24 protein-coding genes and 1 riboswitch are annotated in these 23,842 nt (G+C 43.3%); all 24 genes read right to left on the bottom strand.

Translation table 11 applies throughout. The features are described from left to right. Positions 1-142: 142 nt before the first annotated feature. Positions 143-418: a YlbG family protein gene (locus JKM87_RS00985; RefSeq protein WP_202076888.1), complete on the bottom strand. Its 276-nt coding sequence runs from the start codon at positions 416-418 to the stop codon at positions 143-145. A 68-nt stretch (positions 419-486) separates the two neighbouring features. Then, entirely contained in the window at positions 487-2,478 is a 1,992-nt protein-coding gene (locus JKM87_RS00980; protein WP_202076886.1) for an alkaline phosphatase family protein, read from the bottom strand. Between the two features lie 440 nt (positions 2,479-2,918). Continuing rightward, the gene (locus tag JKM87_RS00975; protein ID WP_336885107.1) at positions 2,919-4,682 is read right to left on the bottom strand and encodes an ATP-binding protein; all 1,764 of its coding nucleotides are present in this window, start codon (positions 4,680-4,682) and stop codon (positions 2,919-2,921) included. A 17-nt stretch (positions 4,683-4,699) separates the two neighbouring features. Beyond that, positions 4,700-5,416, bottom strand: coding sequence for a response regulator transcription factor (locus JKM87_RS00970; RefSeq protein WP_202076884.1), 717 nt, complete (start codon positions 5,414-5,416; stop codon positions 4,700-4,702). Between the two features lie 5 nt (positions 5,417-5,421). Continuing rightward, complete coding sequence (gene ccsA / locus JKM87_RS00965) at positions 5,422-6,645, bottom strand: cytochrome c biogenesis protein CcsA (protein ID WP_272899159.1); 1,224 nt, start codon at positions 6,643-6,645, stop codon at positions 5,422-5,424. Further along, a complete protein-coding gene (gene resB, locus JKM87_RS00960; RefSeq protein WP_202076882.1) occupies positions 6,626-8,260 on the bottom strand; it encodes a cytochrome c biogenesis ResB family protein in 1,635 nt (544 codons plus the stop codon). Before resB ends, ccsA begins: the two co-directional genes overlap by 20 nt. A gap of 113 nt (positions 8,261-8,373) precedes the next feature. After that, complete coding sequence (gene resA / locus JKM87_RS00955) at positions 8,374-8,907, bottom strand: thiol-disulfide oxidoreductase ResA (protein ID WP_202076867.1); 534 nt, start codon at positions 8,905-8,907, stop codon at positions 8,374-8,376. Between the two features lie 90 nt (positions 8,908-8,997). After that, positions 8,998-9,726 (bottom strand): pseudouridine synthase, encoded by a 729-nt coding sequence (locus JKM87_RS00950; RefSeq protein WP_202076866.1) that lies wholly within the window; start codon positions 9,724-9,726, stop codon positions 8,998-9,000. Positions 9,727-9,852: 126 nt separating this feature from the next. Then, complete coding sequence (locus tag JKM87_RS00945; protein WP_202076865.1) at positions 9,853-10,386, bottom strand: spore maturation protein; 534 nt, start codon at positions 10,384-10,386, stop codon at positions 9,853-9,855. A 114-nt stretch (positions 10,387-10,500) separates the two neighbouring features. Beyond that, positions 10,501-11,088, bottom strand: a complete 588-nt coding sequence (locus tag JKM87_RS00940; RefSeq protein WP_202076864.1) for a nucleoside recognition domain-containing protein — start codon at positions 11,086-11,088, stop codon at positions 10,501-10,503. 39 nt (positions 11,089-11,127) lie between these two features. Further along, positions 11,128-12,285 carry a D-alanyl-D-alanine carboxypeptidase family protein gene (locus JKM87_RS00935; protein ID WP_236838488.1) on the bottom strand — a complete coding sequence of 386 codons (1,158 nt, stop codon included), beginning with the start codon at positions 12,283-12,285 and terminating at the stop codon, positions 11,128-11,130. A 131-nt stretch (positions 12,286-12,416) separates the two neighbouring features. Then, complete coding sequence (gene scpB / locus JKM87_RS00930) at positions 12,417-12,980, bottom strand: SMC-Scp complex subunit ScpB (protein ID WP_202076863.1); 564 nt, start codon at positions 12,978-12,980, stop codon at positions 12,417-12,419. Between the two features lies 1 nt (position 12,981). After that, entirely contained in the window at positions 12,982-13,716 is a 735-nt protein-coding gene (locus tag JKM87_RS00925) for a segregation and condensation protein A (protein WP_202076854.1), read from the bottom strand. A gap of 12 nt (positions 13,717-13,728) precedes the next feature. Next, complete coding sequence (gene ribH, locus JKM87_RS00920) at positions 13,729-14,205, bottom strand: 6,7-dimethyl-8-ribityllumazine synthase (protein ID WP_202076851.1); 477 nt, start codon at positions 14,203-14,205, stop codon at positions 13,729-13,731. Positions 14,206-14,230: 25 nt separating this feature from the next. Continuing rightward, positions 14,231-15,436, bottom strand: a complete 1,206-nt coding sequence (locus JKM87_RS00915) for a bifunctional 3,4-dihydroxy-2-butanone-4-phosphate synthase/GTP cyclohydrolase II (RefSeq protein WP_202076849.1) — start codon at positions 15,434-15,436, stop codon at positions 14,231-14,233. A gap of 68 nt (positions 15,437-15,504) precedes the next feature. Continuing rightward, a complete protein-coding gene (gene ribE / locus JKM87_RS00910) occupies positions 15,505-16,170 on the bottom strand; it encodes a riboflavin synthase (RefSeq protein ID WP_202076847.1) in 666 nt (221 codons plus the stop codon). A 36-nt stretch (positions 16,171-16,206) separates the two neighbouring features. Then, positions 16,207-17,313, bottom strand: a complete 1,107-nt coding sequence (gene ribD / locus JKM87_RS00905) for a bifunctional diaminohydroxyphosphoribosylaminopyrimidine deaminase/5-amino-6-(5-phosphoribosylamino)uracil reductase RibD (protein WP_272899157.1) — start codon at positions 17,311-17,313, stop codon at positions 16,207-16,209. A gap of 200 nt (positions 17,314-17,513) precedes the next feature. Beyond that, positions 17,514-17,703: riboswitch (FMN riboswitch) on the bottom strand. Positions 17,704-17,883: 180 nt separating this feature from the next. Continuing rightward, positions 17,884-18,315: a peptidylprolyl isomerase gene (locus JKM87_RS00900; protein WP_202076845.1), complete on the bottom strand. Its 432-nt coding sequence runs from the start codon at positions 18,313-18,315 to the stop codon at positions 17,884-17,886. 70 nt (positions 18,316-18,385) lie between these two features. After that, positions 18,386-19,717, bottom strand: a complete 1,332-nt coding sequence (gene lysA / locus JKM87_RS00895) for a diaminopimelate decarboxylase (protein WP_202076843.1) — start codon at positions 19,715-19,717, stop codon at positions 18,386-18,388. Between the two features lie 91 nt (positions 19,718-19,808). Beyond that, positions 19,809-21,269, bottom strand: coding sequence for a spore germination protein (locus JKM87_RS00890; protein WP_419761828.1), 1,461 nt, complete (start codon positions 21,267-21,269; stop codon positions 19,809-19,811). Beyond that, positions 21,232-21,852 carry a stage V sporulation protein SpoVABEA gene (gene spoVAEA / locus JKM87_RS00885; RefSeq protein WP_202076831.1) on the bottom strand — a complete coding sequence of 207 codons (621 nt, stop codon included), beginning with the start codon at positions 21,850-21,852 and terminating at the stop codon, positions 21,232-21,234. The genes JKM87_RS00890 and spoVAEA overlap by 38 nt, the downstream gene beginning before the upstream one ends. Before the next feature lie 23 nt (positions 21,853-21,875). After that, positions 21,876-22,301 (bottom strand): stage V sporulation protein AB, encoded by a 426-nt coding sequence (locus JKM87_RS00880; RefSeq protein ID WP_202076829.1) that lies wholly within the window; start codon positions 22,299-22,301, stop codon positions 21,876-21,878. Beyond that, complete coding sequence (locus tag JKM87_RS00875) at positions 22,298-22,918, bottom strand: stage V sporulation protein AA (RefSeq protein ID WP_202076827.1); 621 nt, start codon at positions 22,916-22,918, stop codon at positions 22,298-22,300. The genes JKM87_RS00880 and JKM87_RS00875 overlap by 4 nt, the downstream gene beginning before the upstream one ends. Positions 22,919-23,072: 154 nt before the next feature. Continuing rightward, a complete protein-coding gene (sigF, locus tag JKM87_RS00870; protein ID WP_202076825.1) occupies positions 23,073-23,831 on the bottom strand; it encodes an RNA polymerase sporulation sigma factor SigF in 759 nt (252 codons plus the stop codon). Between the last annotated feature and the right edge of the window lie 11 nt (positions 23,832-23,842).

Genomic DNA, 23,842 nt, shown 5'->3' with positions numbered 1-23,842 from the left:
CATATCGCATTTCTGAGTCTTCAGCGTTTCAGTGAAAAAAATGCCAAACAAAAAACTGTCCTCAACTCCAGTGAGTGAGAGGACAGCTTTATGATCAAGTTTCTCTATGGGCGAACGTTTCCTATTCTCAACGTTTTCTGCACTAAAGGCCCATTTTATAATCGTATTCTTTTGCTTTGTCCGGTTTGGCGTTCTGATACTCAGTTTTTAGTTCATGCTTATAGGAGCGTTCCACTTTTTTAACAAAATTAAACTGTTCTATCTTTTGTACTTTATGGTCTAAGTCAGCTTGGTCTACGTATACAACAGCATATCGCATTTTCCTCGAGACATAATGCACATTGCCAAAACGACGTAAGTGTCTTGCCATTTTTGTGTTGTTTAACCAAACTGCTAATCCTACTCGTCTTGGAAACATTCATGACGCTCCTTCAGTCCATAGTAAAGTACTTACATCTTAGCATGGAAAAGCGAAGGATTCAATCATTAACCTCTCATGCTGTCTTCAATTTTGTCTAACTTCTTCCGCAAGTCGTCTGCCTTCATTTGCTGGTAGCGTTGTTTAAGTTTCTCTAATTCTCTGTACACCTTCCAATCAGTCGATACATGCACGCGATATTTTTCATGTGTTGATCGCGCTAAATGATGTGCTTCTTTTCTCATTTCCGGTAAACGAAAACGGTGAAACTGCTGAGGCTGTAGGGCAATATAAATATCCTCATCCATCGCTACAACAACACAATCTTGAACCCCATCGATTGATAGCATATAGCGTTTTGTTTCGCGGGCGACATTGGCTTTTTTATGTTGTTTTTGTTTCCCATTTTTGGCCAGCTGTTTTTTATTTTTCTCATTATGACTCTGGTTTTGAACACCATCTCTTTTAACTTTCTTATCTGTCAGCAGACTAATGATATACTGTTTAAGGTCCACAACCCTAGGTTGCTCTAGTGACTGGTCTGTCCCAGCCACGATCATGGCCGAGGAAATATCTTGCTCATGTAAACCACCGTGGTCTGCCCCACCTGGATGCGTTGGAATCCCTTCTGCATAAAAGGAGTGGCCCGGTTTTGCTGAGAGTATAAGTGTTGGGACTGGTTGATTTTGCAAGGCACTGTAGATATGCTGAAGAGCATCAGGGTAATCTCCAAATGTAATGTGTTTGTTATGTGTATCCAACTGGAGATCAGCCGCTTCAGGATTGCCTTCAATCGTCCATGACTGGCCGTACTCATCCTCCCACTCCCCGTTTGCTTTAAAGCGAAATTGAGCGTCAGTTTCTGGTGAGCGGACTTGTATCCAATCCTGCTCCTGCCAAGCGACAATATCAACCCTTTTATCCTGGGACGCTTCTTGCGCGAGCCTAGGCAATAGACCCTGCTGATGGACGTCATACACATAACTCATCCGTTGGTTAACGCCCAACGTCACGTCACCTTGATCTGGGTCTTCAAGAGGTGACACCTGATACTGATGGAACATTTGATGTAAATCTATTTCGGCTTCAGCTTCTTCATCTTGTACTTTGACTTGCCCATGATCACCTAGAACGATGAAGATGTTTTCATCTAGTGCCTTTTCCCAGCTATCGTAAGCATTCAAGATATCCTGAATACCCTGCTCAACTGCTAAGAATCTATCTACGTTCTCAGGTCCTTCTTCATGTTCTAAATGGTCAAAATCAGGTAAAAAAAGCATCGTCAAATCGGGTTGTTTATCATGCTTAACAAGTGATACAAACGCTTTGACTGCATATTCATCGTTTAAGCCTAACTTGGCCAACAGGTGATCATTTTCTTTAACCTGTTGGATGTCTTTGCTTTTAGAGAACCGTCCAAGTGTAAACACTTCAGGTGCTTTTACTTCCCATTTATCGGGCAAGTTTAATATATTTTCGATACCGTACGGTAAGCTCAGTTGATGTGAGTGATGGCCACGGTAAATCAACATATTAATGGCACCCGTTCTCACCTGCTGTTCTTCTAAAGTCTCAAATATTGTGGGCGTATCTTTGCTGAGATGGGTTTGGTTTAAGTGAAACAGTGCATCGTTTATCCCCTCTCGTGCACCGTCAATGCCCCCCTTAGCGATTAAACTGTAAAAAGAAGAACCGTAATTAACCATACGCGCTTCTTGAGGTAGATACCAAGATAGACCTCTTACACCGTGTTCATGAGGATGCTTACCGGTTACAAGGCTACTTTCAACGCTAACAGACATACTAGGAAAAGGAGTGACCATGTTCTTATAATACTGTCCATGCTCCTTTAAATACCGTAAGGCCGGCGCCTTGTCCTGTTTAAGTGCTCGGTCCATCAGCTCACTTGAAAAAGAATCTAAAATAATAAATACAACGTTTTTATGTGTTTGACCCCCTCCAGCTTTGCCTTCCTGTTGCGCTTGCTGTTCCGTCCCCTGGTTCGGTCCCTGACATGCAACTAACGTTATGGTGAGTAGCAGTATCAAGCATTTTTTCAACACGTTCCCTCCTTGATGCGTAGTGCTGTATATATTTTGCCATGGGATGCGTGTTTTTATGAGTCGAAGCTTGCTGAGCATGTGTCTCTTGTATATAATCTGCACATTTAACCATACATAATTGAAAAAGATACCAAAAAGAAGGAATAGACTGGATTGAATGATATAAACATAAAGTCAAATAAGCCACTAAAGCATATTGACCAGGTTTTTCAAAATGTAGGGCCGGTATATGATAAAAAATGAGCATGCCCATCCACAATACAATGAACCATATGGCCTGAAAACATGCAGCATCTTTTCTTTTTATGATCCTTTTGCTTCGTTTCATGGACCGTATGCCCCCCCTAAAAAATAAATCTTACATTCACATTATGAAGGCTTGTCCTATTTTATGCTTTGGTATACAAAAAAAGAAAGCGTGATACCACGCTTTCGAATTATGCTTTCGGTAATTGAATAGAGAATGTTGTGCCTTCTCCTGCTTTACTGTGAGCCTGAATTTGGCCCCCGTGAGCTTCTACGAGATGTTTCACAATGGATAGCCCTAGTCCTGTTCCTTTACCAGACTTTCCTCTCGTCCGAGCTTTATCTGCTTTATAAAATCGTTCAAAAATAAACGGCAGGTCTTCTTCAGGGATACCATCTCCATTGTCTCTTACGGATAAATAAAGGTACTGGTCATCCTCATGAGATGAAACCGTCACATAACCATGTTTAGAGGTATGACGAATGGCATTATCTATAAGGTTCGTAAGGATTTGCTCTAGACGGTCCGCATCAACCTCATACAAATGTTCTGTATTGACGAGGTTGCTTTCTAAAACAACCTCCTGTTCTTTCGCTAAGTTGATGAATTTCTTGATTGTTTTTTGGATAATAGGATCGACCTCTACTTTTTCAAGCTTCAACTCCACATGCCCAGCCTCCATACGGGCTAAATCGAGGAGCTCGTTGACTAGCCGTCCCATGCGCACAGACTCATCATAGATAATACTTGATAGTTCCTTTCGCTCTTCTGGAGAGGCCACAATATCATCAACAAGCGCCTCACTGTATCCTTGCATCATGGATAAGGGGGTTCGTAATTCGTGAGAGACGTTAGCTAGAAAGTCTTTACGTAGTTTATCTAATCTTTTTTCGTCCGTCATATCTCGAATAACGGCGACAGCCCCTCGAATCACTTCTTTGTTGTATAATGGTGCCATGATAATGGTCCAGTACCGGCCTTGAGCTGAAATGGCACCAACATGTTCCTCTTCTGTTTCAATAACCTTTTCATATATATTCATAAAAACCTTAGGTAAAGCCTCTTTGTTGGTGACACTCTCTTCATAACGCCATGTATTGAGCATGTTTTCTGCCGGAGGGTTCATCAAAACGACGTTTCCTTTATCGTCAAGCGTCATGACCCCATCTGCCATACTCCTCAATATGTTAGATAATTGTTCTTTTTCTTGCGATAGAGCGTGAATAGAGTCATTAAGTTGTGCGGCCATATGATTAAAGGTATGGGAGAGGTCACCGATCTCATCATTGGTCAAGTGCGATACGCGTGATTTAAAATCACCTTCTGCCATACGAACAGCAGCCGATTTCATCTGTCTCAATGGTGCGGTAATGCGAGTGGATAGGAAAAAAGCGAACACAGTGGTGAGAACAATGGCGATACCCGCCGCGTATAGAATCAGCTTCTTAGCTTCATTCGTGGTCTTGTTAATCACTTCAAGACTTTGATAAAGATAGACCGCTCCGCTCTGCTGGCCATTCATTATCAAGGGGACACCGACGATAATCCCGTCAATTTCAAAGATCTCTTCTTCAGTATTGGTGACGGAGAAGTGTCCCCTTTCAACAATGGGAATCCCTTCTTCAAACACCCTTTGTAATTGAGGGTCGCTCACAAATACTTGAGGGTGAATATCTTGTACTCTCTCGTCAAAAGATTCTTGTACAATACCGCCTGGGGCGAGGACGGTTAGACTTGTTCTTGACACCTCTACTAGCTCTTTCGCCGTTTGTAAAGCCCGATTTTTATCATCGTACGTTTCAAAAATGACCGATACTTTATTAGCCATTGTTTTCAGGTTTTCGGAATGCTGATCATAGTAGAAGCCATCGAAGAACTGCACTAATAACATGGTCAGGATTAACAGGACAACGGTCACCAACCCGATAATCGTCATCCATAGTTTACCAACCACACTCCGCCAGAGAACGTTCACTCTGTCGGAACCTCTAACTTATAGCCTACACCCCATACGGTAGAAATCATATCTGCGGCTTCAGTTGAAAATTTATTAAGTTTTTCTCTGAGTCGTTTGATATGCGTATCGACTGTACGTAGATCCCCAAAAAACTCATATTGCCACACATCTTTCAAGAGCTGTTCTCGTGAGTATACTTTATTTGGAGAACTCGCAAGGTAGAGAAGCAGTTCATACTCTTTCGGTGTGAGACTGACTTCTTCACCGTGTGAGGTGACACGATGCGCATCCTGGTCAATGGTGATGTGTGGGAAGACGATCACATTCGCTGAGCCTTGCTCGATGTCTAGAAAAGCCGTTGGTGATGAACGGCGCAGGACGGCTTTAACCCGAAAGACCACTTCCCGAGGGCTAAATGGTTTGACAACATAATCGTCAGTCCCTACTTCAAACCCTTGCACACGATTCGTTTCTTCACCCTTAGCGGTGATCATAATGACAGGTGTGGCTTTTTTCTCCCGAAGTTTTTCACAAACCTCTACACCATCCATGCCAGGCATCATTAAGTCGAGTAAAATACAGTCATAATCAACCTGTAATGCCTTATCTAAGGCCTCTTCCCCATTTTCCGCCTCCTCGATGATGTACCCTTCTCTTTCTAAATACATCTTCAACAACCGACGTATTCTTTCTTCGTCATCAACAACAAGTATACGTACTTCATTTTCCATTACTATCATCCTCCAGACGCATAGGTGTGCAATCCAGCAATAATGAGATTCACAAACACGAGGTTAAACATAATGATAATAAAACCTGTAACGGCTAGCCATGCCGACTTTGAGCCATGCCAGCCTTTTGATAACCTTAAGTGTAGATAAGCACTATAGAATAGCCAAGTAATCAAGGCCCAAACTTCCTTAGGGTCCCAACCCCAGAAACGTCCCCATGCTTCTTCTGCCCAAATCATCGCAAAGATCAAAGCGCCTAAAGTAAAGATAGGGAATGCGATGGCAATCCCACGGTACTGCATTTCATCAAGTAACGTCGGTTTGATCTCAGATAATAAAGGTTGTAGAGCAGCCCCTAACCTACGACGAAGGATCAGGAGCAACAAACCGTACAAGATAAGCCCTGAGAGTACAGACCATATCAGTGTATTGAATTTACGGGGCGCATCCACCCCCTGCATCCAAGACGGCGTGTGAATAATGGGGTTCATACGATTTTCAGAGAGCATTGTAAAGCCATCGTAAGGACCAGCGATAGCAGGGAGATGATACGTAAGCTCCTGCAGTTCATCTATTTCGTTCGTATATTCGAAGGTGACTTCGTACCCCATACCGCTAAACGTTGATGTGGTGATAATAAATCCAACGAGCATGAGCACGATGGCTAGAAACGCTTCTAGTGTGAAAGTTTTCTTATCTAATCTTTTTTGACTAACGGTGCGGATAATGTACATCAGTCCTGCCGCAAATGATATGGCAAAAATGCCTTGAGACAGAGCAACGGTTGATACGTGCAATTTTAACCATATGCTTTGTAAAGCAGGTATTAATGGCTGTGGGGTTTTGTCAAAAACGGAAGCCCAGCCTAAAAGGGTGACCACAAGCGGTAGCACGAAAACACCAACGGACAATATTTTATAGATCTTGTGAATAATCACAAATCCGACCGCCGTCATCATGGCCAGAAACTGCATGTATTCAAACATGTTACTCACTGGGGCGTGGCCTTGCCCCGTCCATCTGAGGATATAGAAAACGAGGTGCAGACCCAAGCCCATATAGGTGAGTATGAGCCCAAACCTCCCCCATTGTCTCTTATGTTCATCGGCATCACGGTTTGACCATTTTCTTCCTACTACAGAAATGAAAAAGATGATGCCGGCTAAGAAGTAGATAAAAAAGGCAATAAAGAGAAAAGTATTACTTAATTCAATCAGTTGTGTGTTCATGCTTTGCCTCCTTATCCAGGGCGTCCTTATCTATCGGAATCCCTGTTCGATCAACCACAAATGATACTTCATTGTTTAACCCAAACCAATTTTTATTGGTGTGTGCTGCAATCCATACGTTCTGCCCATCAGCTTGGAGCCAAATACGTCTATGCTGCCAGTAAAAGCCCATCACCAAACCGATCATAACGATAATCCCGCCAACAATGACGTAAGGAATACTGACGTCCTGACGCACGAGTAATCCTGAGACACTATTGAGCTTTACGTCACTTAATTTTAATTCATAACGATTATCTGCACCAGGCTCTACAACCGTTTTACCTAAGAAAACCCAGCTTCGTTCCCCGTCAGGATTTTCAGGCGTGACTACCTCAAAAATGAAGGATGGATTGTTGGGTACACTGCTTCTAGTGGTTGGCTCACCATCATCACCCATCACGAAGTCTGGAAAGTACTGTATAATGTGAACGGTCATATCATTATCGAATTCATATGTCGGTTGAGGATCATGCAGGTCAATACTCATATTGCCAAGCGCCTCTTGTGATTCTGTGTCCACAAGATCAAAGGAAAATTCACTAAACTCGTTCAAACGATAGTTCGCTTGGAATAATTTTAAGCCATCGTGTACAAGAGGGTCGTTCACAGTAATCGAATGTTCCGCGACCTGTTGTAATTCCTTTTCCCCTGTTTGTGGATTTTCAATCTGTTCGTATAAGACGGCTTCAGTCCTAAATTCCTTCGGCAGGAGTTGGTTATCTCGCACATCTTCTAAGGCTGGGAAATCCCCGTCTTCATACGTCTCAAGGTAGAAACCTTTACTTTCAACGTAGTAGTTATCCGTCCCAAGGACGGGCACCGTTTCTCCGTCTCTGACCCATACATCCTCATCCACAGTGAAACCGGGTAAGATACGGATCAAAATAGCAATTAAAAATATGATTAACCCAACATGGTTGACATAAGGTCCCCATCGGCTGAATCTACCTTTTTCACCCATAAGGGCATGCTCTTCTGCGCGTACACGATAGCCTTTTTCTTTTAGTGCTTGTTTCGCTTTGGAGAAGACTTGTTGATGGTCTTCTACCTCTGTGTGACCTGAAATACGCTGACGCTTAAGAAAGGACGTATGTTTCGTCACCCTTTGCCGTTTGAGTGAACGATACAAGGGCACGACACGGTCAATACTACAAATCACCAATGATATTCCGATCATCGTCAGTAGTAGGATATACCACCAAGAGCTGTATAAATTATGAAAACCAAATAAGACATAGACGTAGCCTAGCTGACCGTACTCCTCTTGGTAATAGACATAGGGATCTACGTTAGAAGGAATATATAATTGCTGAGGGTAGATCGTCCCAAACATAGAAGCGATTAGGGTAATGACAATCATCCAGACGGCGTACTTTACTGAAGAAAAGAAATGCCATATATGATCAATGACGGTTGCTGTATGTGTTTGTGAGCGCCTAGCAGCACCTTCGTACCTCATATTTAATGTTTTATTCCAATCATCCGACCCGTCAAAGGGTTTACCGCAAGACTCACAAATTTCTGTACCTGGTGGATTGGCATGTCCACATTCACATTTAATTTGATCTAACACTGTTACTCACCAACTTTCTGCTCTAAGACCATAGGATAGCTTTACTTTTAGCTACAAAGCAACCTTCGGGGCTGCCGAAACCGTTCTGTTCTTTCCAACGTACGTCTGAAGCCTTATGATTCCTGTGCATTGACTGCACTTTCCACCAATTCTTCTATGGACTCTTCGTCAAGCATGCCTACATGGTAATCAACGAGACGTCCTTGGGCATCAATAAAATAAGAGGCCGGTAGCGTGCCCACGTTATATAAGTTGGTCACCTTGTTATGCCGGTCTAAGAGAATAGGAAAAGTAAGGTCTCTCTTATTGACGAAAGATGAGACGGCTAGTTCTGATTCTCGTATGTTGACAGCCAATATTTCAAACGCTTCATTTCCATTCTCCTCGTAATATTCTTGCATAAGTGGCATTTCTACTTTACAAGGTTCACACCACGTTCCCCAAAAATTGACGAAAACTGCTTTTCCTCTAAAATCACTTAAACGAACGACGTCGCCGTCCAATGCTTCTAGTTCAAAATCGGGTACCTCTTCCCCAACGGGTAACGGTCCTTGTTCACTCATATATGCAGTATAAAACGCACTACCAAGGGCCAGAAAAATGACAATTAAAACTGAAAAACGCAAGAGCGTACGTTTATCTCTCACTTGTTGCGCCCTCCTTTTTTCCTCTTCTAAGTCCATTATACTAGATACAAACCTCAACCCTTCAGGGGGATTTGTGAAAGTTATGTGACGTCAAGCCTGATTTGAAGCGAGCTCTTTCAGGTTATTAACCTCCTTCGGTGTGAGAGAACGATACTGCCCAGATTTGAGGTTATGTAACTGCAAAAAACCGTAAGTTTCTCTGTGTAGTTTGATTACAGGATGTCCAATTTGCTCGAACATTCTTCTCACTTGTCTGTTACGTCCCTCGTGTATGCTAATTTTAATCGTCGACCGCACCTGCTTATGGTCATCACTGATACGTTTCACTTCTGCTGGTGCAGTAGGACCATCTTCAAGCGTCACCCCTTTTCTTAAACACTCTAACGCTGCTTCTGAGGGGTGTCTGCTCACTGTCGCAAGGTATCCCTTGATGACATGAAACGAAGGATGCATCAGCTTATGTGCAAGAGCACCATCGTTAGTCAGAAGAAGTAACCCTGACGTGTCAAAATCTAATCTTCCAATCGGATAAATGCGTTGATTGATGTCCTGAAAATAGTCTAGGACCACTTTTCTCCCTTGAGGATCATGTACGCTTGTGATAACGCCTGTTGGCTTGTGAAATAAGTAATAGACAGTTGACTCTTCTACTATAGGTTGTCCATCGACTTTAATGTCCACCTGGTCTGGATTTACCTTGGTCCCGAGTTCAGTCACGGTATGACCGTCAACACTCACGCGACCTTCTAGAATCAGTTGCTCGGACTTTCTTCTCGATGCGACGCCTGAACGCGCCAGTATCTTCTGTAATCTCTCCAACGTCTTCACCTCACGTCCATGATACCCGTTCCACAAGTGAGACTCAAGCGACATCCCTTATTCAGGATTGACGAAAAAATGAAAAAGAACACCCTTTATGAGTGTCCTACAGTAGATTTATCCTATTTAACCAAAGACGAGTGTGACGATCACAATCGCAGCCACGGCCCCAGCTATGTCAGCCCATAATCCTACTTTTAACGCATACCCTACCTTTCTTATCCCTACTGCCCCAAAGTAAACGGTCATAACATAGAGCGTTGTGTCTGTACTCCCCTGCATCGTTGAAGCGAGCCTCCCTAGGAACGAGTCGGGACCGAAGTTTTCTATAATATTGGTTGTAATAGCTAAAGCCCCAGTACCAGATATCGGACGTATGAGCGCAAGTGGGACGATCTCCGCAGGAATTTGTAGGGCGGTGAGTATGGGCGAAATCGCTTTGATAATATAATCCAATGCTCCTGAGGCACGGAATATAGAAACGGCCACCATCATTCCAACGAGATGAGGGATAATCTTGATTGCAGTATCGAAGCCATCCTTTGCTCCTTCTACGAAGGTTTCATAGACAGGCACTCTGTTCACGGCCCCCGCCAGAAGGATCAGAACAATAATAGCTGGAATAGCCCATAGAGATATGGTTGTGACCATGTTATACATGCTTAAAATCCCCCTTTATACCGTCGACTATGGCGACTATGTCTCATCACCTTCGTCACCTTGTACCCTCAGGGTCCATCTTTGAATGGTTACGTGTCTCACTTAAACATCTCCCTATATGTGATGCCGGTTTCGGTAACGAAACCATTTATCCAAAAGAATCGCGACCACGGTTGAGCACATGGTGGCTAGTATTGTTGTACCTACGATTTCAACAGGATTAGCTGATTCATAGTTCATTCTAATGGCAATAATCGTCGTTGGTATTAGGGTGATACTAGAGGTATTTAGGGCTAATAACGTGATCATAGCTGGTGATGCTTGATCTTTATTGGGATTAATCTTTTGTAACTCTTCCATGGCCTTTATCCCCATCGGTGTGGCTGCGTTTCCTAATCCGAATAGATTCGCACTCATATTAGATAAAATATATCCCATGGCGGGTGAATCCTTAGGTACGTCTGGGAACAAGAACCTGCCAACGGGCCCCAGTGCTCGAGCAAATAACCTTAGTAATCCTGCTTCTTCTGCGATTTTCATCATCCCTAACCAAAACACCAAAACACTGATCAGACCAAAACAGATGGTCACCCCTACCTTGGCCCCTTCAAATGCCGCTTCGTTGATCGCTTCCATATTTCCCGTGATGGCAGCAACCAAAATCCCAATCAAAATGAGCCCCATCCAAATGACGTTAACCACACGAATGCCCTCCTACCAGCTTAAGTGACGTGTTAGATGTTATCCCCCTAACCCCCCGGCGACTAGGAGAAATATATTTTTCAGGTGCTGCCATAGACCGGGCGTTGGTTTCTCGGGCGTATATACTACAGGCACTCTTCCAACTTCGTGTTCACCTACGAAATAATGAATATACCCAGCCGGGTAAGGAATGCTTTCCAATTTCTCAGACTCAAATGCGGGGTGTATGGCGATTCTTTTCCGATAGTCTTCCGATTCCGAAAGCGGATAATATAAATCATTCATCACTTTAAATGTCCCTTTGTGTTGGGCTAGCTCCCTATGTTCGATTTCTTCCCCTTTGATCGCTAGAGGAACAGAGTCATATACTTCAAATCCGTATTCGAACATGCGCATATGATCGTTCCAGTCATCAGATGCGTTCAGAGTGACCGCAACGAGACGATGCCCATCTTTTGTTGCGGAAGACACTAATGTTCGTCCCGCTCGTTGGGTGTAACCCGTTTTAACACCATCAGCGTATGGATACATTCTCAGTAATTTATTCTTGTTACGCCAGGATCGGTTCCAAGATTCACCTTCAAGAGATGCCGAGGCATGTTTTGATTTCACAATCTCGCTAAACGTCTCATTTTTCATAGCGTAAGCCGTCAGTAGAGCCATATCCCGTGCAGTAGAATAATGTTCCTCATGCGAATCTAGACCATGAGGGTTATTAAATACCGAACGTGACATCCCAAGCTCCGCCGCTTTTTGATTCATCAAGAAAGCGAACCCCTCCACAGATCCCCCTATATGTTCGGCGATCGCCACTGCGGCATCATTACCGGAGCGTAGCATTAACCCGTAAAGCATTTCCTCTAGCGTTAACTTTTCTCCCAATTTAAGATATATGGATGACCCCTCAACTTTATAAGCGTTACTGGTGGTTTCAACTTTGTCGTCTAAGACTCCCTGCTCTATAGCAATGATGGCGGTCATGATCTTTGTGATACTGGCAATGCGCATTTGTTCGTCTATATTCTTTTCGTATAAAATACGCCCCGACTCCACATCCATTAAAATGGCTGCATGACCCGAAACCTCAAAAGGCTTGTTTGCTTCTATGTGAGGTTGAGCAGTAAACAGTAGTATGCAGCTTAGCAGTATCATTAAGTAACGACGCTTCCGACTTCTTACCCGATCATGTCTTTTCATCGCTTTTCCTCCACTTGTCCCATTGTTTGTACATGTATATGGGCTTGTCATTTCTTCTAGAACATAAAAAAATCCCTACCCAAGGTATGCTTGAATAGGAAAATAACGATATGAACATATACAGTTTAATATTATTTTTTAAATAATAAGTCAGCCTCTTCTTCGATTTCTTTCAAGTTGGTACTGTCCGTCAACATCGGTAGGTCTTCTACATTTTTTAAGCCAAAATACTCTAGAAAAGCCTTGGTTGTACCATACAGGATCGGACGTCCGATGCCTTCCATACGTCCAACTTCCTTAATCAGCGATTTTTTCATCAATGTGGTGATGGCCTTATCACTTTTTACCCCGCGAATGTCTTCTACTTCTGTTTTGGTCATAGGTTGACGGTATGCGATAATCGCTAACGTTTCCAATGCCGCTTGGGATAGTGTGGCGTGTGTCGGTGAGGCAGAAAGCTTTTCAAAGTAAGGGGCATGCTCCTGTAAGGTTGTCATTTGATAAGTACCTGCCACTTCAATAATTTGGACACCCCGGCGCTGTTTCTGCCACTCTTGTTTCATCTCTTCAACTAAATCTTTGGTTGTTTTTTTATCAAGTCCTAATACATCTGCAAGTTGTTTTAATTCAATACCTTCATCACCTGAAACAAAAATAAGTCCCTCAATGACGGATTTCATTTCGTTTATTTCCAATCTACTTCGCCTCCGAGTACAGTGAAATCATGATGTCTGAGAACAAAGCATCCTGGTGACATATGACCATTTTCTTTTTCATCAATTCTAATAGAGAGAGGAACGTCACGATAAGATAATTTTTGTTCCATTTGGCTTCGAATAATTGCCGGAAACTGACAGAGGTTCTATACTCTATCAAAGTCATGATTTCAGACATTCGCTCGTCTATTGAAATTTCTTCTCGGTCAATCTTAGATATGGTTGAAGCTGCTTTGTCTTCAAGCACTGATTCAAACGCATCTAGCAGGTCAAATAAACTCACATTCGCTACGGGGTTCTCATCCTGATGTTCCATTTGAGTGATGGACTCAGCTGGCCTGGTATAGACTTGGCTCCTAGCCACTTCTTTTTCTCTTAGCTGTTCGGCCACACCTTTGTATTTTCGGTATTCTATTAACCGTTGGATTAACTCTTCCCGCGGGTCTACTTCGTCCATTTCTTCATCCATTAACGGATCCCATTCTTCTTCCTGTTGAGGCAGTAGCATTCGACTCTTCATGGCAATCAGTTTGGCAGCCATAACGAGAAATTCACTGGCAATTTCTAACTCTAGCTGCTGCATTTTATGGATATAGGCCATATATTGATCTGTGATTTCCGCAACGGAAATATCATAAATGTCGACCTCAGCCTGATCTATGAGATGGAGAAGAAGATCTAGAGGCCCCTCGAATGTGTGAACCTTAATATTCATGTTAACGACCCTTTAGCCTTCAAATTGTTTGTTTAGATTAGCCATTTCTATTGCAGTTACGCCAGCGTCCCAACCTTTGTTTCCAGCTTTCGTTCCCGCGCGTTCTACGGCTTGTTCAATTGTATCTGTTGTGAGCACACCAAACACCACAGGGATATCATGCTGTAGGCTAAGGGTGGAAACCCCTTTGGCCACTTCATTACACACGTAGTCAAAGTGTGGCGTTGCCCCCCGAATCACAGTCCCAAGCGTAATGACGGCATCATATTTGCCGCTTTGGACCATTTTTTTTGTGGCAAAAGGGATTTCAAAAGCACCTGGTACCCAAGCGACAGCAATATCCTCTTCTTTTATCCCATGGCGTATGAGCGCATCTTTTGCGCCTCCCACCAATTTACTTGTGATAAACTCGTTAAAACGGCCTACGACGATGCCTACTTTTAGTCCTGTGCCGACGAGGTGTCCTTCGAATACTTGATTGTCTGTCATGCTATTTCCTCCTTCATATTTAGCGCTAGTCCATGTGAAGTAAATGGCCGAGCTTCGTTTTCTTCGTTTGTAGATACTTTTTATTTTCAACATGTTGTCCTGTTTCTAGAGGTACTCTTTCGACAACTTCTAGTTCATACCCTTCTAAGCCTGCGCGTTTTCTTGGGTTGTTTGTCAGTAGGCGCATTTTTTTAATCCCTAAGTCTTTGAGGATCTGGGCGCCTATCCCATAGTCTCTTTGATCAGCAGCAAAGCCTAATTTTTCGTTGGCTTCTACAGTATCATAGCCCTGTTCTTGTAGTTGGTAGGCTCTCAATTTATTAATCAGGCCAATTCCTCTGCCCTCTTGACGCATATATAGCAGAACACCTTGACCTTCTTTTTCAATGGTATCAAGCGCTGAATGAAGCTGAGGTCCGCAGTCGCAACGGTGTGAACCAAACACATCTCCAGTTAAACATTCGGAATGGACGCGTACCAACGTCGGTTTTTCTGGGTCGATGTCTCCTTTCACTAAGGCCACATGCTCCTTGTCATCCACTAGATTGGTATAAGCAACCGTTTTAAACGTGCCGTACGCTGTGGGTAGGTTCACTTCTACCTCTCGATTGATGAGCGTGTCTTTTCTATTACGATACTTAATCATATCTTTAATGGTGATCATTTTAAGATCAAAACGGTCGGCGATTTGACGTAACTCAGGTACACGCGCCATACTTCCGTCTTCATTCATAATCTCACAAATGATCCCTGCAGGGTAAGCCCCACTCATGCGAGCCAAATCTACAGCCGCTTCTGTATGGCCCGCCCGACGGAGAACGCCACCATCCTTTGCCATTAGGGGAAAGATGTGTCCTGGACGTCTAAAGTCGCTTTTTTTGACTTTCTCATCTATTAGTGCTTTGATTGTGTCGGAACGTTCATGAGCGGAAATCCCTGTGGTGGTTGTTTTGTAATCCACAGACACCGTAAATGCTGTCCCATGCGCATCTGTATTACGATCAACCATAGGGTTCAACTCTAATTCTCTCGCTCTTTCCTCTGTAATCGGAGCACAAACAAGGCCTCTTCCGTGTGTGACCATAAAGTTAATCAATTCAGGTGAACATTTTTCTGCTAGTGCAACAAAATCCCCTTCATTCTCACGATCTTCATCGTCCACAACAATAACGACATTGCCTTGCATCAACTCATAGATCGCTTCTTCCACTGGATCAAAAACGCTTGACATTTCGTCACCTCTTTACTTTTTCTTAAAATATAACGTGCTTTTTACTTGTTTTATAAGAGAACAATATCTTACATAAATCCGTTCTCAGACAGAATGTCTTGCGTGAGGCCTGCCTGACCACCCTTCGTCATGTCATGACCTTCAAGCCTTTTGTTGATGAGCCGTTCCATATATTTCGCTAATACATCACATTCGATATTCACCATGTCTCCCACTTGCTTCGCATGAAGGTTCGTTTCAGACAATGTATGAGGAATAATGGATATCGTAATCATAGGATCCTGCACTTCCATGACCGTTAAACTGATCCCATCTACTGTCACTGAACCTTTTGGTACAAAATATTTTAACCAATCTTGATCCAACTCAATGTGAAAGTATGTGGCATTAGCCGTTGTACGTCTGTCTTGTATTTTCCCAACCGTATCCACATGTCCAGAGACGATGTGTCCACCAAACCTTGCGTTTGCTGCCATCGCACGCTCTAAGTTCACCTGACTTCCCTGTTGAAGTTGAGCCAAGCTTGTCGCTTTAAGAGTTTCTGGCATCACATCTACCACAAAGCCTTGAGGCGTATAGCTAACAACGGTTAGACATGCACCGTTGACCGATATGCTATCACCATTCTGCACATCTTCGACGACTTTACTGGCAGCGATAGACACCTTGTAATCCTTCGAAGTCTTAGTCATTGACTGTATATAGCCCACTTCCTCAATGATTCCTGTAAACATGGTGCCCTCTCCTTTACATTCGTTTTATTATTGACTCTAACCCGTTTTTTTCACATGCCCCGTTACTTTGATATCATCACCAAGCTGTTCAACTTTTATATTCTCTATTACGAGTGCATCAGCCAAATGGATCATTCCCGTTCCTCTAAAGGGCGTGGGAGCCTCGTTGCCACCAATCAGCTTCGGTGCGATATACTGTACCATACGGTGTACATGATGCTCCTTGAGAAATGTAGCGTTCACTGCTCCTCCCCCTTCGACTAGTAAGGAAGTCACCTTTTGTTCACCTAATTGATTCAGAACGTGGTCAAGCGATACTCTAGGTCCATCTCCCACCGTTATCACTTTGACCCCTCGCGCTTCTAGGTGCTGTTTTTTCATAGCGTCAGCCCGATCAGTGGTGAATATCCATGTAGGGGCCACACTTGTGTCCAATATTCTCGCCTCTATAGGCACACTCAAGGCCGAATCTAAGATGACACGAGTCGGATGATGACCTTGTTCACCCTGTATTCTTGTGGTGAGTTGGGGATCATCCTTCACCACCGTTTGCACGCCAACGAGTATGGCGTCATGTTCATGACGGAGTATATGGACGTCAGCACGGGAGGCTTCATTTGTGATCCACTGACTTTCCCCTGTTACCGTGGCAATTTTGCCATCTAACGTCGTAGCCGTCTTTAAAGTGACGTACGGTCGTTTGTGTAATATATAATAATTGAAAGCTTCATTCAGATCAGTGGCTTCTTGCCCAAGCAGTCCAACGTTTACGTCAATGCCTGCTTCTTCAAGCTTGTTTATCCCCCGCCCTGCCACTAACGGGTTAGGGTCTAAAGTCGCTACGAACACTTTTCGTATTCCGGCTTCTATCACCTGATCAGCACACGGGGGCGTTCGCCCAAAATGACTACAGGGTTCCAGTGTGACGTACATCGTGCTATCCTGTGCTTTATCTCCTGCCATGTTTAAAGCGTGCACCTCAGCGTGTGCCTCACCTGCTCTTAAGTGGGCGCCCATACCCACGATTTGATGATCCTTAACAATAACGGCGCCGACCATGGGGTTGGGAGACGTTTGCCCCCTTTGAGCAGCGGCCAGATCCAAGGCGAGCGACATATATTTTAAGTGCTGGTTCTGACTCAATTCATTTGCCCCCTCTTGTTGTTCACACACGACACATGGAAATGGGTAGCAAAAAAGCCCTGAGAAAAAAAGTCCCCAGGGCGTAACGTGCCATACTTATAATCAAAAAGTGATCACGCATTATGAAATAAAGGTACACAACACCCGTTTTCAAAAGTGACAACATAGGCCAGTCGAAACACGTGTTGAACATACCTTTCCATTTCCTTCTCCCATCCAGACTGTACTGTCGGCTCTGGTTTTTCACCAGATCCACCGCTCTAACACCGTTAGAACGGGTCACGGGCTCTAACGTTTACCATGCTTACATTTACTTTGTTAAATGTTTCACTTAAGCAGATAAACGTTATTACCGCCGGTCGGGAATTTCACCCTGCCCCGAAGGATCGTGTGTATATAGTTTTCATTTCAAGATAAGTATACTCTCTTTTGCGGTGGCTGTCTACGCTTTTTGCTTCATTTCACTTACTTTTTTATAGTTATTTTATCTTTAAAAGCATATAGGGACAGCCCTTACCTTTAAAAAAAGAGGGAGAAGAATCCACATAGACTCTCCTCCCTTTAGCTCGTTTATTGTTCCTCTACTTGGACTTCCTTCATGATATCCCCTTGCTTAATTTGATCGACGTTTTCCATTCCACGAACAACTTGGCCAAACGCTGTGTGTTGGCCATCAAGATGTGGTTGTGGTTGGAAACAGATGAAAAACTGACTCCCACCTGTATCTCTTCCGGCATGAGCCATGGACAAAGTCCCGCGCTCATGTTTGTTGTCATTAATTTCACAATTGATCGTATAGCCAGGTCCACCCGTTCCTGTCCCGTTAGGACATCCCCCTTGGGCAACAAAACCAGGTATCACCCGATGAAAGGTCAATCCGTTATAAAAACCGTCTTTTGCTAATTTTTCAAAGTTAGCGACAGTATTGGGAGCATCTTGATCAAAGAGGTCAATGACGATCTCTTGACCGTTTTCGAGCGTAACTTTTGCTTGTTTTGACATACGTACACTTCCTTTTTTCTTATTCAAACGCCATTGTACTACATTTTGAACGTTTATGCCATGTCACCCGTTATAGCTTTTGGATAACAGGCGTCGGTGCATGTAGCGGTAGATCATTCTTTATCATATCTTCGTATGTCTCTCTGCGAATGACAAGATTGGCCTCCCCTTCATTAACAAATAAGACGGCCGGTCGTCTCATACGGTTATAATTGTTGGCCATTGCATAGCCATAAGCGCCTGTGCAGGAGACAGCTAGCACATCACCCTGTTGGGCTTGCGGTAGCTCTGCATCCCAAATTAAAATATCTCCTGTTTCGCACAGCTTACCTGCTATGGTGTAAGTTTCATCGCAGCTTTCCCTCATTCTATTAGCGATGGCAGATTCATACTTTGCCTGATATAAGGCCACACGTAGATTATCACTCATACCACCGTCAACGGAGATATAGTGTCTAACACCGGGCACTTCCTTTTGTGCGCCAATGGTATAGAGGGTCGTCCCTGCTTCTCCAACAATACTTCGTCCAGGTTCTATCCAAATTTCAGGGACTGGTCGTTTACGTGCGTTCCATGTACGACGGACTTCATCACACATTGCTTCTACATACTCTTGTATCTTTAGAGGGGTATCACCTTCTTGGTATCGGATACCAAATCCTCCACCCAAATTCAAGACACGTAAGTGCCAATCGACTTCCTGTTCCAGCTCTTCTATAAACTCGACCATCTTTTGAATCGTCAACAAGAAACCGTCTTTTTCAAAAATTTGTGAACCGATATGAGCATGCAAGCCAAGGACATCAAAATAGGGTTTCCCCAATGCTTGCTTAATCGCTTCTTTGACTTGACCATTCGTCAGACTGAACCCAAACTTAGAATCTTCCTGACCCGTCGTAATGTACTCATGAGTATGCGCTTCAACACCGGGTGTTGTTCGTAATAATATGTTAACTTTCTGCTCACGTTGAGCCGCTAAGTCATGTAATAAGTGGAGTTCTGTAAAATTATCGACAACGTAGCAGCCGATATTCGCATCTAAGGCCATGATGAGTTCATCCGCTGTCTTGTTGTTACCGTGAAAATGAATGCTTTCGCTTGGAAATCCAGCTTGTAGTGCGGTGTAAAGTTCTCCACCAGACACAACATCTAAAGACATGCCTTCCTCTGAAACGAGTTGACACATCGCTAGACTACTAAAGGCCTTACTCGCGTACGCCACTTGCGCTTTGATACCTTTAGCTTCAAACGCTTGTATGAAAGCGCGGCATCTCTCTCTAATCGCTTGCTCATCATATACCATTAAGGGTGTTCCGTATGCTTTGACAAGGTCTACCGTATCACACCCTCCTATTTCAAGGTGACCCCGTTCATTTATTTTACTCGTACCGTGTAGAAACATAGCCTATCTCCTCTCCCAAACCTATCCGTTCACAACAATATTAATGAGTTACTATACCACCTTTTATTACAATTGACAAGATGGCAAAAACCTATGATGGTTGTTTACGTTTATTTTTCGGGTGTACAATGCTAGGCCTTGTCTTGTTCATCGCTGTTGTAAAGCGTAAAATAACTGTAAGAAAAGCCTTTAGATTAAACGGAATAAAAGGCCAAAGATAAGGCGTACGCATAGATTTTATAGATGCTAAGTAAACAAAGACCACCGTCGTGACAATCATAAAACCAGGCACTTTAAATACATATACACTGGTTAATAACAGCAGACGGATTAATTTGTTCGCTAAACTTAACTCGTAAGATGGAGTGGCGAACATACCGATAGCAGCCACCGCTAAGTACAGTATGACCTCACTAATAAACAAGCCTACTTCAATGGCGATCTCGCCTATAAGGATGGCAGCGATCAACCCCATTGCTGTCGCGAGAGGAGAAGGTGTGTGAATGGCTGCCATTCTCATTAAATCCACTCCAACCTCAGCAAAGATAAATTGCCAAAAGATCGGGATTTTATAATCAGACTCGGATGGTCCTAGAAAATCTAAATGAGGTGGTAGTAAATCTGGGTTGAAGACGAACAAGCACCACAATGGCAGCAGGAATATAGACACAAATATACCTAAAAAGCGTATCCAGCGTAAATAAACACCTAAAGCTGGTGTCTGGCGAAATTCCTCTGCATGTTGCAGGTGATGGAAATAAGTTGTGGGAATAATAATAACGGACGGAGATGTATCAACGAAGATGACAATGTGACCTTCAAATAAGTGTGCAGCAGCCACATCTGGTCTTTCAGTAAACCGCACCTTAGGAAATGGATGGTAAGCTTGCCCAATCACAAATTCTTCGATGGCTTTCTCCGCCATTGGAATCCCATCAATATCGATTCGACCTAACTTGGTTTTAACTTCTTCAAGTAAGTCCGGATCAGCAATATCCTTGATATAACTGATACATATGTCTGTTTTAGAACGTTCTCCGACCTGAAGCATTTCCATTCTTAGCCGTTCGTCACGAATTCTTCGCCGTGTTAACCCACTATTCATGATAATATTTTCTGTATAGCCGTCTCTTGACCCTCTGACGACTCGCTCAGTATCCGGCTCCTGAGGTTCTCTACCGGGGTACTCCCTCACATCAATGATAATACCGTGTCCCCAAGACTCTCCCATAATCACAATGAGACCCGATAGTAATTTATCTACTGCCTCGTCCATATTATCTACGAGTTCAACTTGAACGTGAGGTAGATTCTGTTCCATTAATGCTTTAAAAGCCCCAACGGATGTTAGTGGACGATCTACGTGTGAGATTTGCTTTAACATTTCTATAGCAAATTGCGTGTTCATTAAACTGTTACAAAAGTAAACTTGGATATCACGGTTTCCCACATGATATTCACGAAAGTCTATATCATAATTAACGTCTAAATCTAACCGATCGTGTAAATACTGCTCATTTCTTTTTAGTTTCTGATGTATCGGTTCTTTCAATGATTGGCTCGTCAAGAAAACCACTCCGTTGTAAAATAATCTCTACTGCTTGACGTGTGACCGGCGCACCATCCTTCACATCGTCTTGACCATGCATTTTGCCTATATCCCCTACGCCCACAATGAGGGGTATTTGTAGCTCATCTAACACATCAACGGTATCACCATAAACGATGGATTCCTTCGCATGCTCTACATCACCGTCTTTGTTCACAGCATGCTGTATGATCTCTCCATGGGCATCGACGGAAAGATCAATATGAGCACCACTGACAGATTTCGTATTGGACGCAACCGCCACCGCACCAAGCACTTCAATTTCAGGGTGTGTGGCAACGTATCTGAGTGCCGATTCACCTTGACCGTAGCCTCCATTCCCACAATCATCAAACATGACGAGAACGGGGTCATATGCCGCTTTCTTTATTTGTTCCACAATACCTTCTCCTGATAGGGGAGTGGGGTTACCAGACGATCTGGAAATACACCTCCCCCCCACCTCTTCTGCGACCCGTTGCACTGTTTTAGAAGCGACTTCATCGCCGTCTGTGATAAGAACAACCTTTCTTTTCTGCTCTGACATACTGCTCTCTCCTTCACATTTGGTTAATATGGAGCGAAGAAAATCCAGTGAAAAAGTGAGCCTATCACTTTCCCTAGTACCATGGCCATGAGAAGCCAAAGTATTTTATCTTGTACAAAGATACGCTTCGCTAAAATAGGGAGGACGTTTAGGACTTCCGTTAATGCAGCTGCTAATAGGCCGATAAAAATACCGGAAAACAAGCCGTGCACAACGGTAAGTTTCCATGGCAGATGTAGATGAACTTCATGCAGCCCCATCCACGTCCAAAATACAGACCCAAAGATAATGGCGTACTGGTAACTGTAAATGTAATGCTTTGTCTTCGTAATTTGTGTTAAGCGAGGAACAATACCCAGTACCGTTAAAAAAGCCACTAGACCTGCACCAACGATAAGGCCACCGGAAAGACCAATCAATAGTAGTAATAATAGGGTGATGAAGTTCATTCCACTTTCTTTTGCGCCTCCTTATTCTCATTAATCACAACGTATTGGTCTAGACTCTGTTGATATAAAAACATTTCCACTTCCAATGGACTTGGTTCCTCGTTTAGACGTTTCTTGAAAACATGGTTAAAGAATAGGATCATCCCCACTCCAATGCCTAGTGAATAAGGAACCTGTAAGATTAACGGGTGTTCCTCCTGTACACCTGTGATCATCATATAGATTTTCTGATGAACCTGAAGCATACTGACATCCTCATGAAAGTTCATAATCGCCAATCCTGACCCTATAAACAGCAATAACCATACAAAACCGACGAGAAGGAAGGTGGGTTGTTTTCTGGGGTGCATGATTTCGATAATCGCTTGAGCCGGGCCTAGCGTTTCAATTTCAAGTTCAGGGTCATACGACTTCAAAATACGAATCACTCTCATAATATCGATGACAACCAAATGTTTATCTTCAGGTGTCACCTTATGCACAGTTAATTGTTTCACTTCTTGCTCAATACTAGGGTGTACGATCAACTGACAGATGTGGCTCACACGGACAGTCTGATCCATTTTGACTTGTAAACGATGTCTTAGTCTGACGTATACCTTTTTATCTTGTTGCATGGTGATGACCCCCATCCGTTTACAACAAATACTGTAATGGTAGTATGTACGTTTCAACTTAAGTTCATGTAAACGTGTGTTGCTTCCACACCTTTTAGACTTTTCAATACAAAAAACTCTTCCCCGTCACTATTGAGCAGGAAAGAGTTGAATGTCATTGCAGGTCTTCTTTAATTTGTTTTAAGATCTTTTTCTCCAATCTTGACACTTGAACCTGTGATATACCGAGGCGATCTGCTACCTCCGATTGGGTTTGGTCCTTGAAGTAACGAAGGTAGACAATGAGCCTCTCCCGTTCTGACAACTGGGTAATGGCTTCCTTTAATGCCAGTTTATCAAACCACTTTTTCTCTCCGTCATCTGAGATTTGATCCATGAGTGTAATCGGATCTCCGTCATTTTCATACACCGTCTCATGAATGGAAGAAGGGGCCCTCATGGCATCTTGAGCGAAAACGACCTCTTCGGGTGTAATCCCCAGTTCATCGGCCACTTCACTTACTTTCGGTTGTCTTCCTAAAGATTTTGATAAGTCATCCTTGGCGCGTCTGATTTTGTTCGCAAGTTCTTTCAAAGATCGGCTGACCTTAACGGCACCATCATCACGGAGGAAACGCTGAATTTCTCCAATGATCATAGGAACGGCGTAAGTTGAAAACTTGACATCGTAGCTGAGGTCAAATTTATCTATCGATTTGATTAAACCGATACAACCGATTTGAAAGAGATCATCTGCTTCGTACCCTCTGTTAAGAAAACGTTGGACAACAGACCAGACTAGTCTAATATTATTTTCTACTAATTGATCACGTGCTTCTACGCTGCCTTCTTGACTAAGTCTGATGAGATCTTTCACCTGATCATCGTCTAAATACGACTTGTTTTTCACGTTTTGTTGTAGATCTACATCCATAGGCATTCTCC

The sequence above is a fragment of the Caldalkalibacillus salinus genome (assembly GCF_016745835.1).
Lineage (GTDB): Bacteria > Bacillota > Bacilli > Caldalkalibacillales > JCM-10596 > Caldalkalibacillus_A > Caldalkalibacillus_A salinus.
Note: the sequence above shows the minus strand (reverse complement) of the source record. Positions and strands in the feature narration are given on the sequence as shown.

What these genes read in the sequence shown, in the direction of transcription:
- JKM87_RS00875 (WP_202076827.1), bottom strand. Translation starts at nt 22,918, where the DNA reads ATGCAACAAGATAAAAAGGTATACGTCAGACTAAGACATCGTTTACAA.
- JKM87_RS00970 (WP_202076884.1), bottom strand. Translation starts at nt 5,416, where the DNA reads ATGGAAAATGAAGTACGTATACTTGTTGTTGATGACGAAGAAAGAATA.
- ccsA (WP_272899159.1), bottom strand. Translation starts at nt 6,645, where the DNA reads ATGAACACACAACTGATTGAATTAAGTAATACTTTTCTCTTTATTGCC.
- spoVAEA (WP_202076831.1), bottom strand. Translation starts at nt 21,852, where the DNA reads ATGTCAGAGCAGAAAAGAAAGGTTGTTCTTATCACAGACGGCGATGAA.
- JKM87_RS00880 (WP_202076829.1), bottom strand. Translation starts at nt 22,301, where the DNA reads ATGAACTTCATCACCCTATTATTACTACTATTGATTGGTCTTTCCGGT.
- ribE (WP_202076847.1), bottom strand. Translation starts at nt 16,170, where the DNA reads ATGTTTACAGGAATCATTGAGGAAGTGGGCTATATACAGTCAATGACT.
- JKM87_RS00915 (WP_202076849.1), bottom strand. Translation starts at nt 15,436, where the DNA reads ATGTCAAGCGTTTTTGATCCAGTGGAAGAAGCGATCTATGAGTTGATG.
- JKM87_RS00925 (WP_202076854.1), bottom strand. Translation starts at nt 13,716, where the DNA reads ATGAATATTAAGGTTCACACATTCGAGGGGCCTCTAGATCTTCTTCTC.
- JKM87_RS00985 (WP_202076888.1), bottom strand. Translation starts at nt 418, where the DNA reads ATGTTTCCAAGACGAGTAGGATTAGCAGTTTGGTTAAACAACACAAAA.
- lysA (WP_202076843.1), bottom strand. Translation starts at nt 19,717, where the DNA reads ATGTTTCTACACGGTACGAGTAAAATAAATGAACGGGGTCACCTTGAA.
- JKM87_RS00935 (WP_236838488.1), bottom strand. Translation starts at nt 12,285, where the DNA reads ATGAAAAGACATGATCGGGTAAGAAGTCGGAAGCGTCGTTACTTAATG.
- ribH (WP_202076851.1), bottom strand. Translation starts at nt 14,205, where the DNA reads ATGACAGACAATCAAGTATTCGAAGGACACCTCGTCGGCACAGGACTA.
- JKM87_RS00945 (WP_202076865.1), bottom strand. Translation starts at nt 10,386, where the DNA reads ATGTATAACATGGTCACAACCATATCTCTATGGGCTATTCCAGCTATT.
- sigF (WP_202076825.1), bottom strand. Translation starts at nt 23,831, where the DNA reads ATGGATGTAGATCTACAACAAAACGTGAAAAACAAGTCGTATTTAGAC.
- JKM87_RS00900 (WP_202076845.1), bottom strand. Translation starts at nt 18,315, where the DNA reads ATGTCAAAACAAGCAAAAGTTACGCTCGAAAACGGTCAAGAGATCGTC.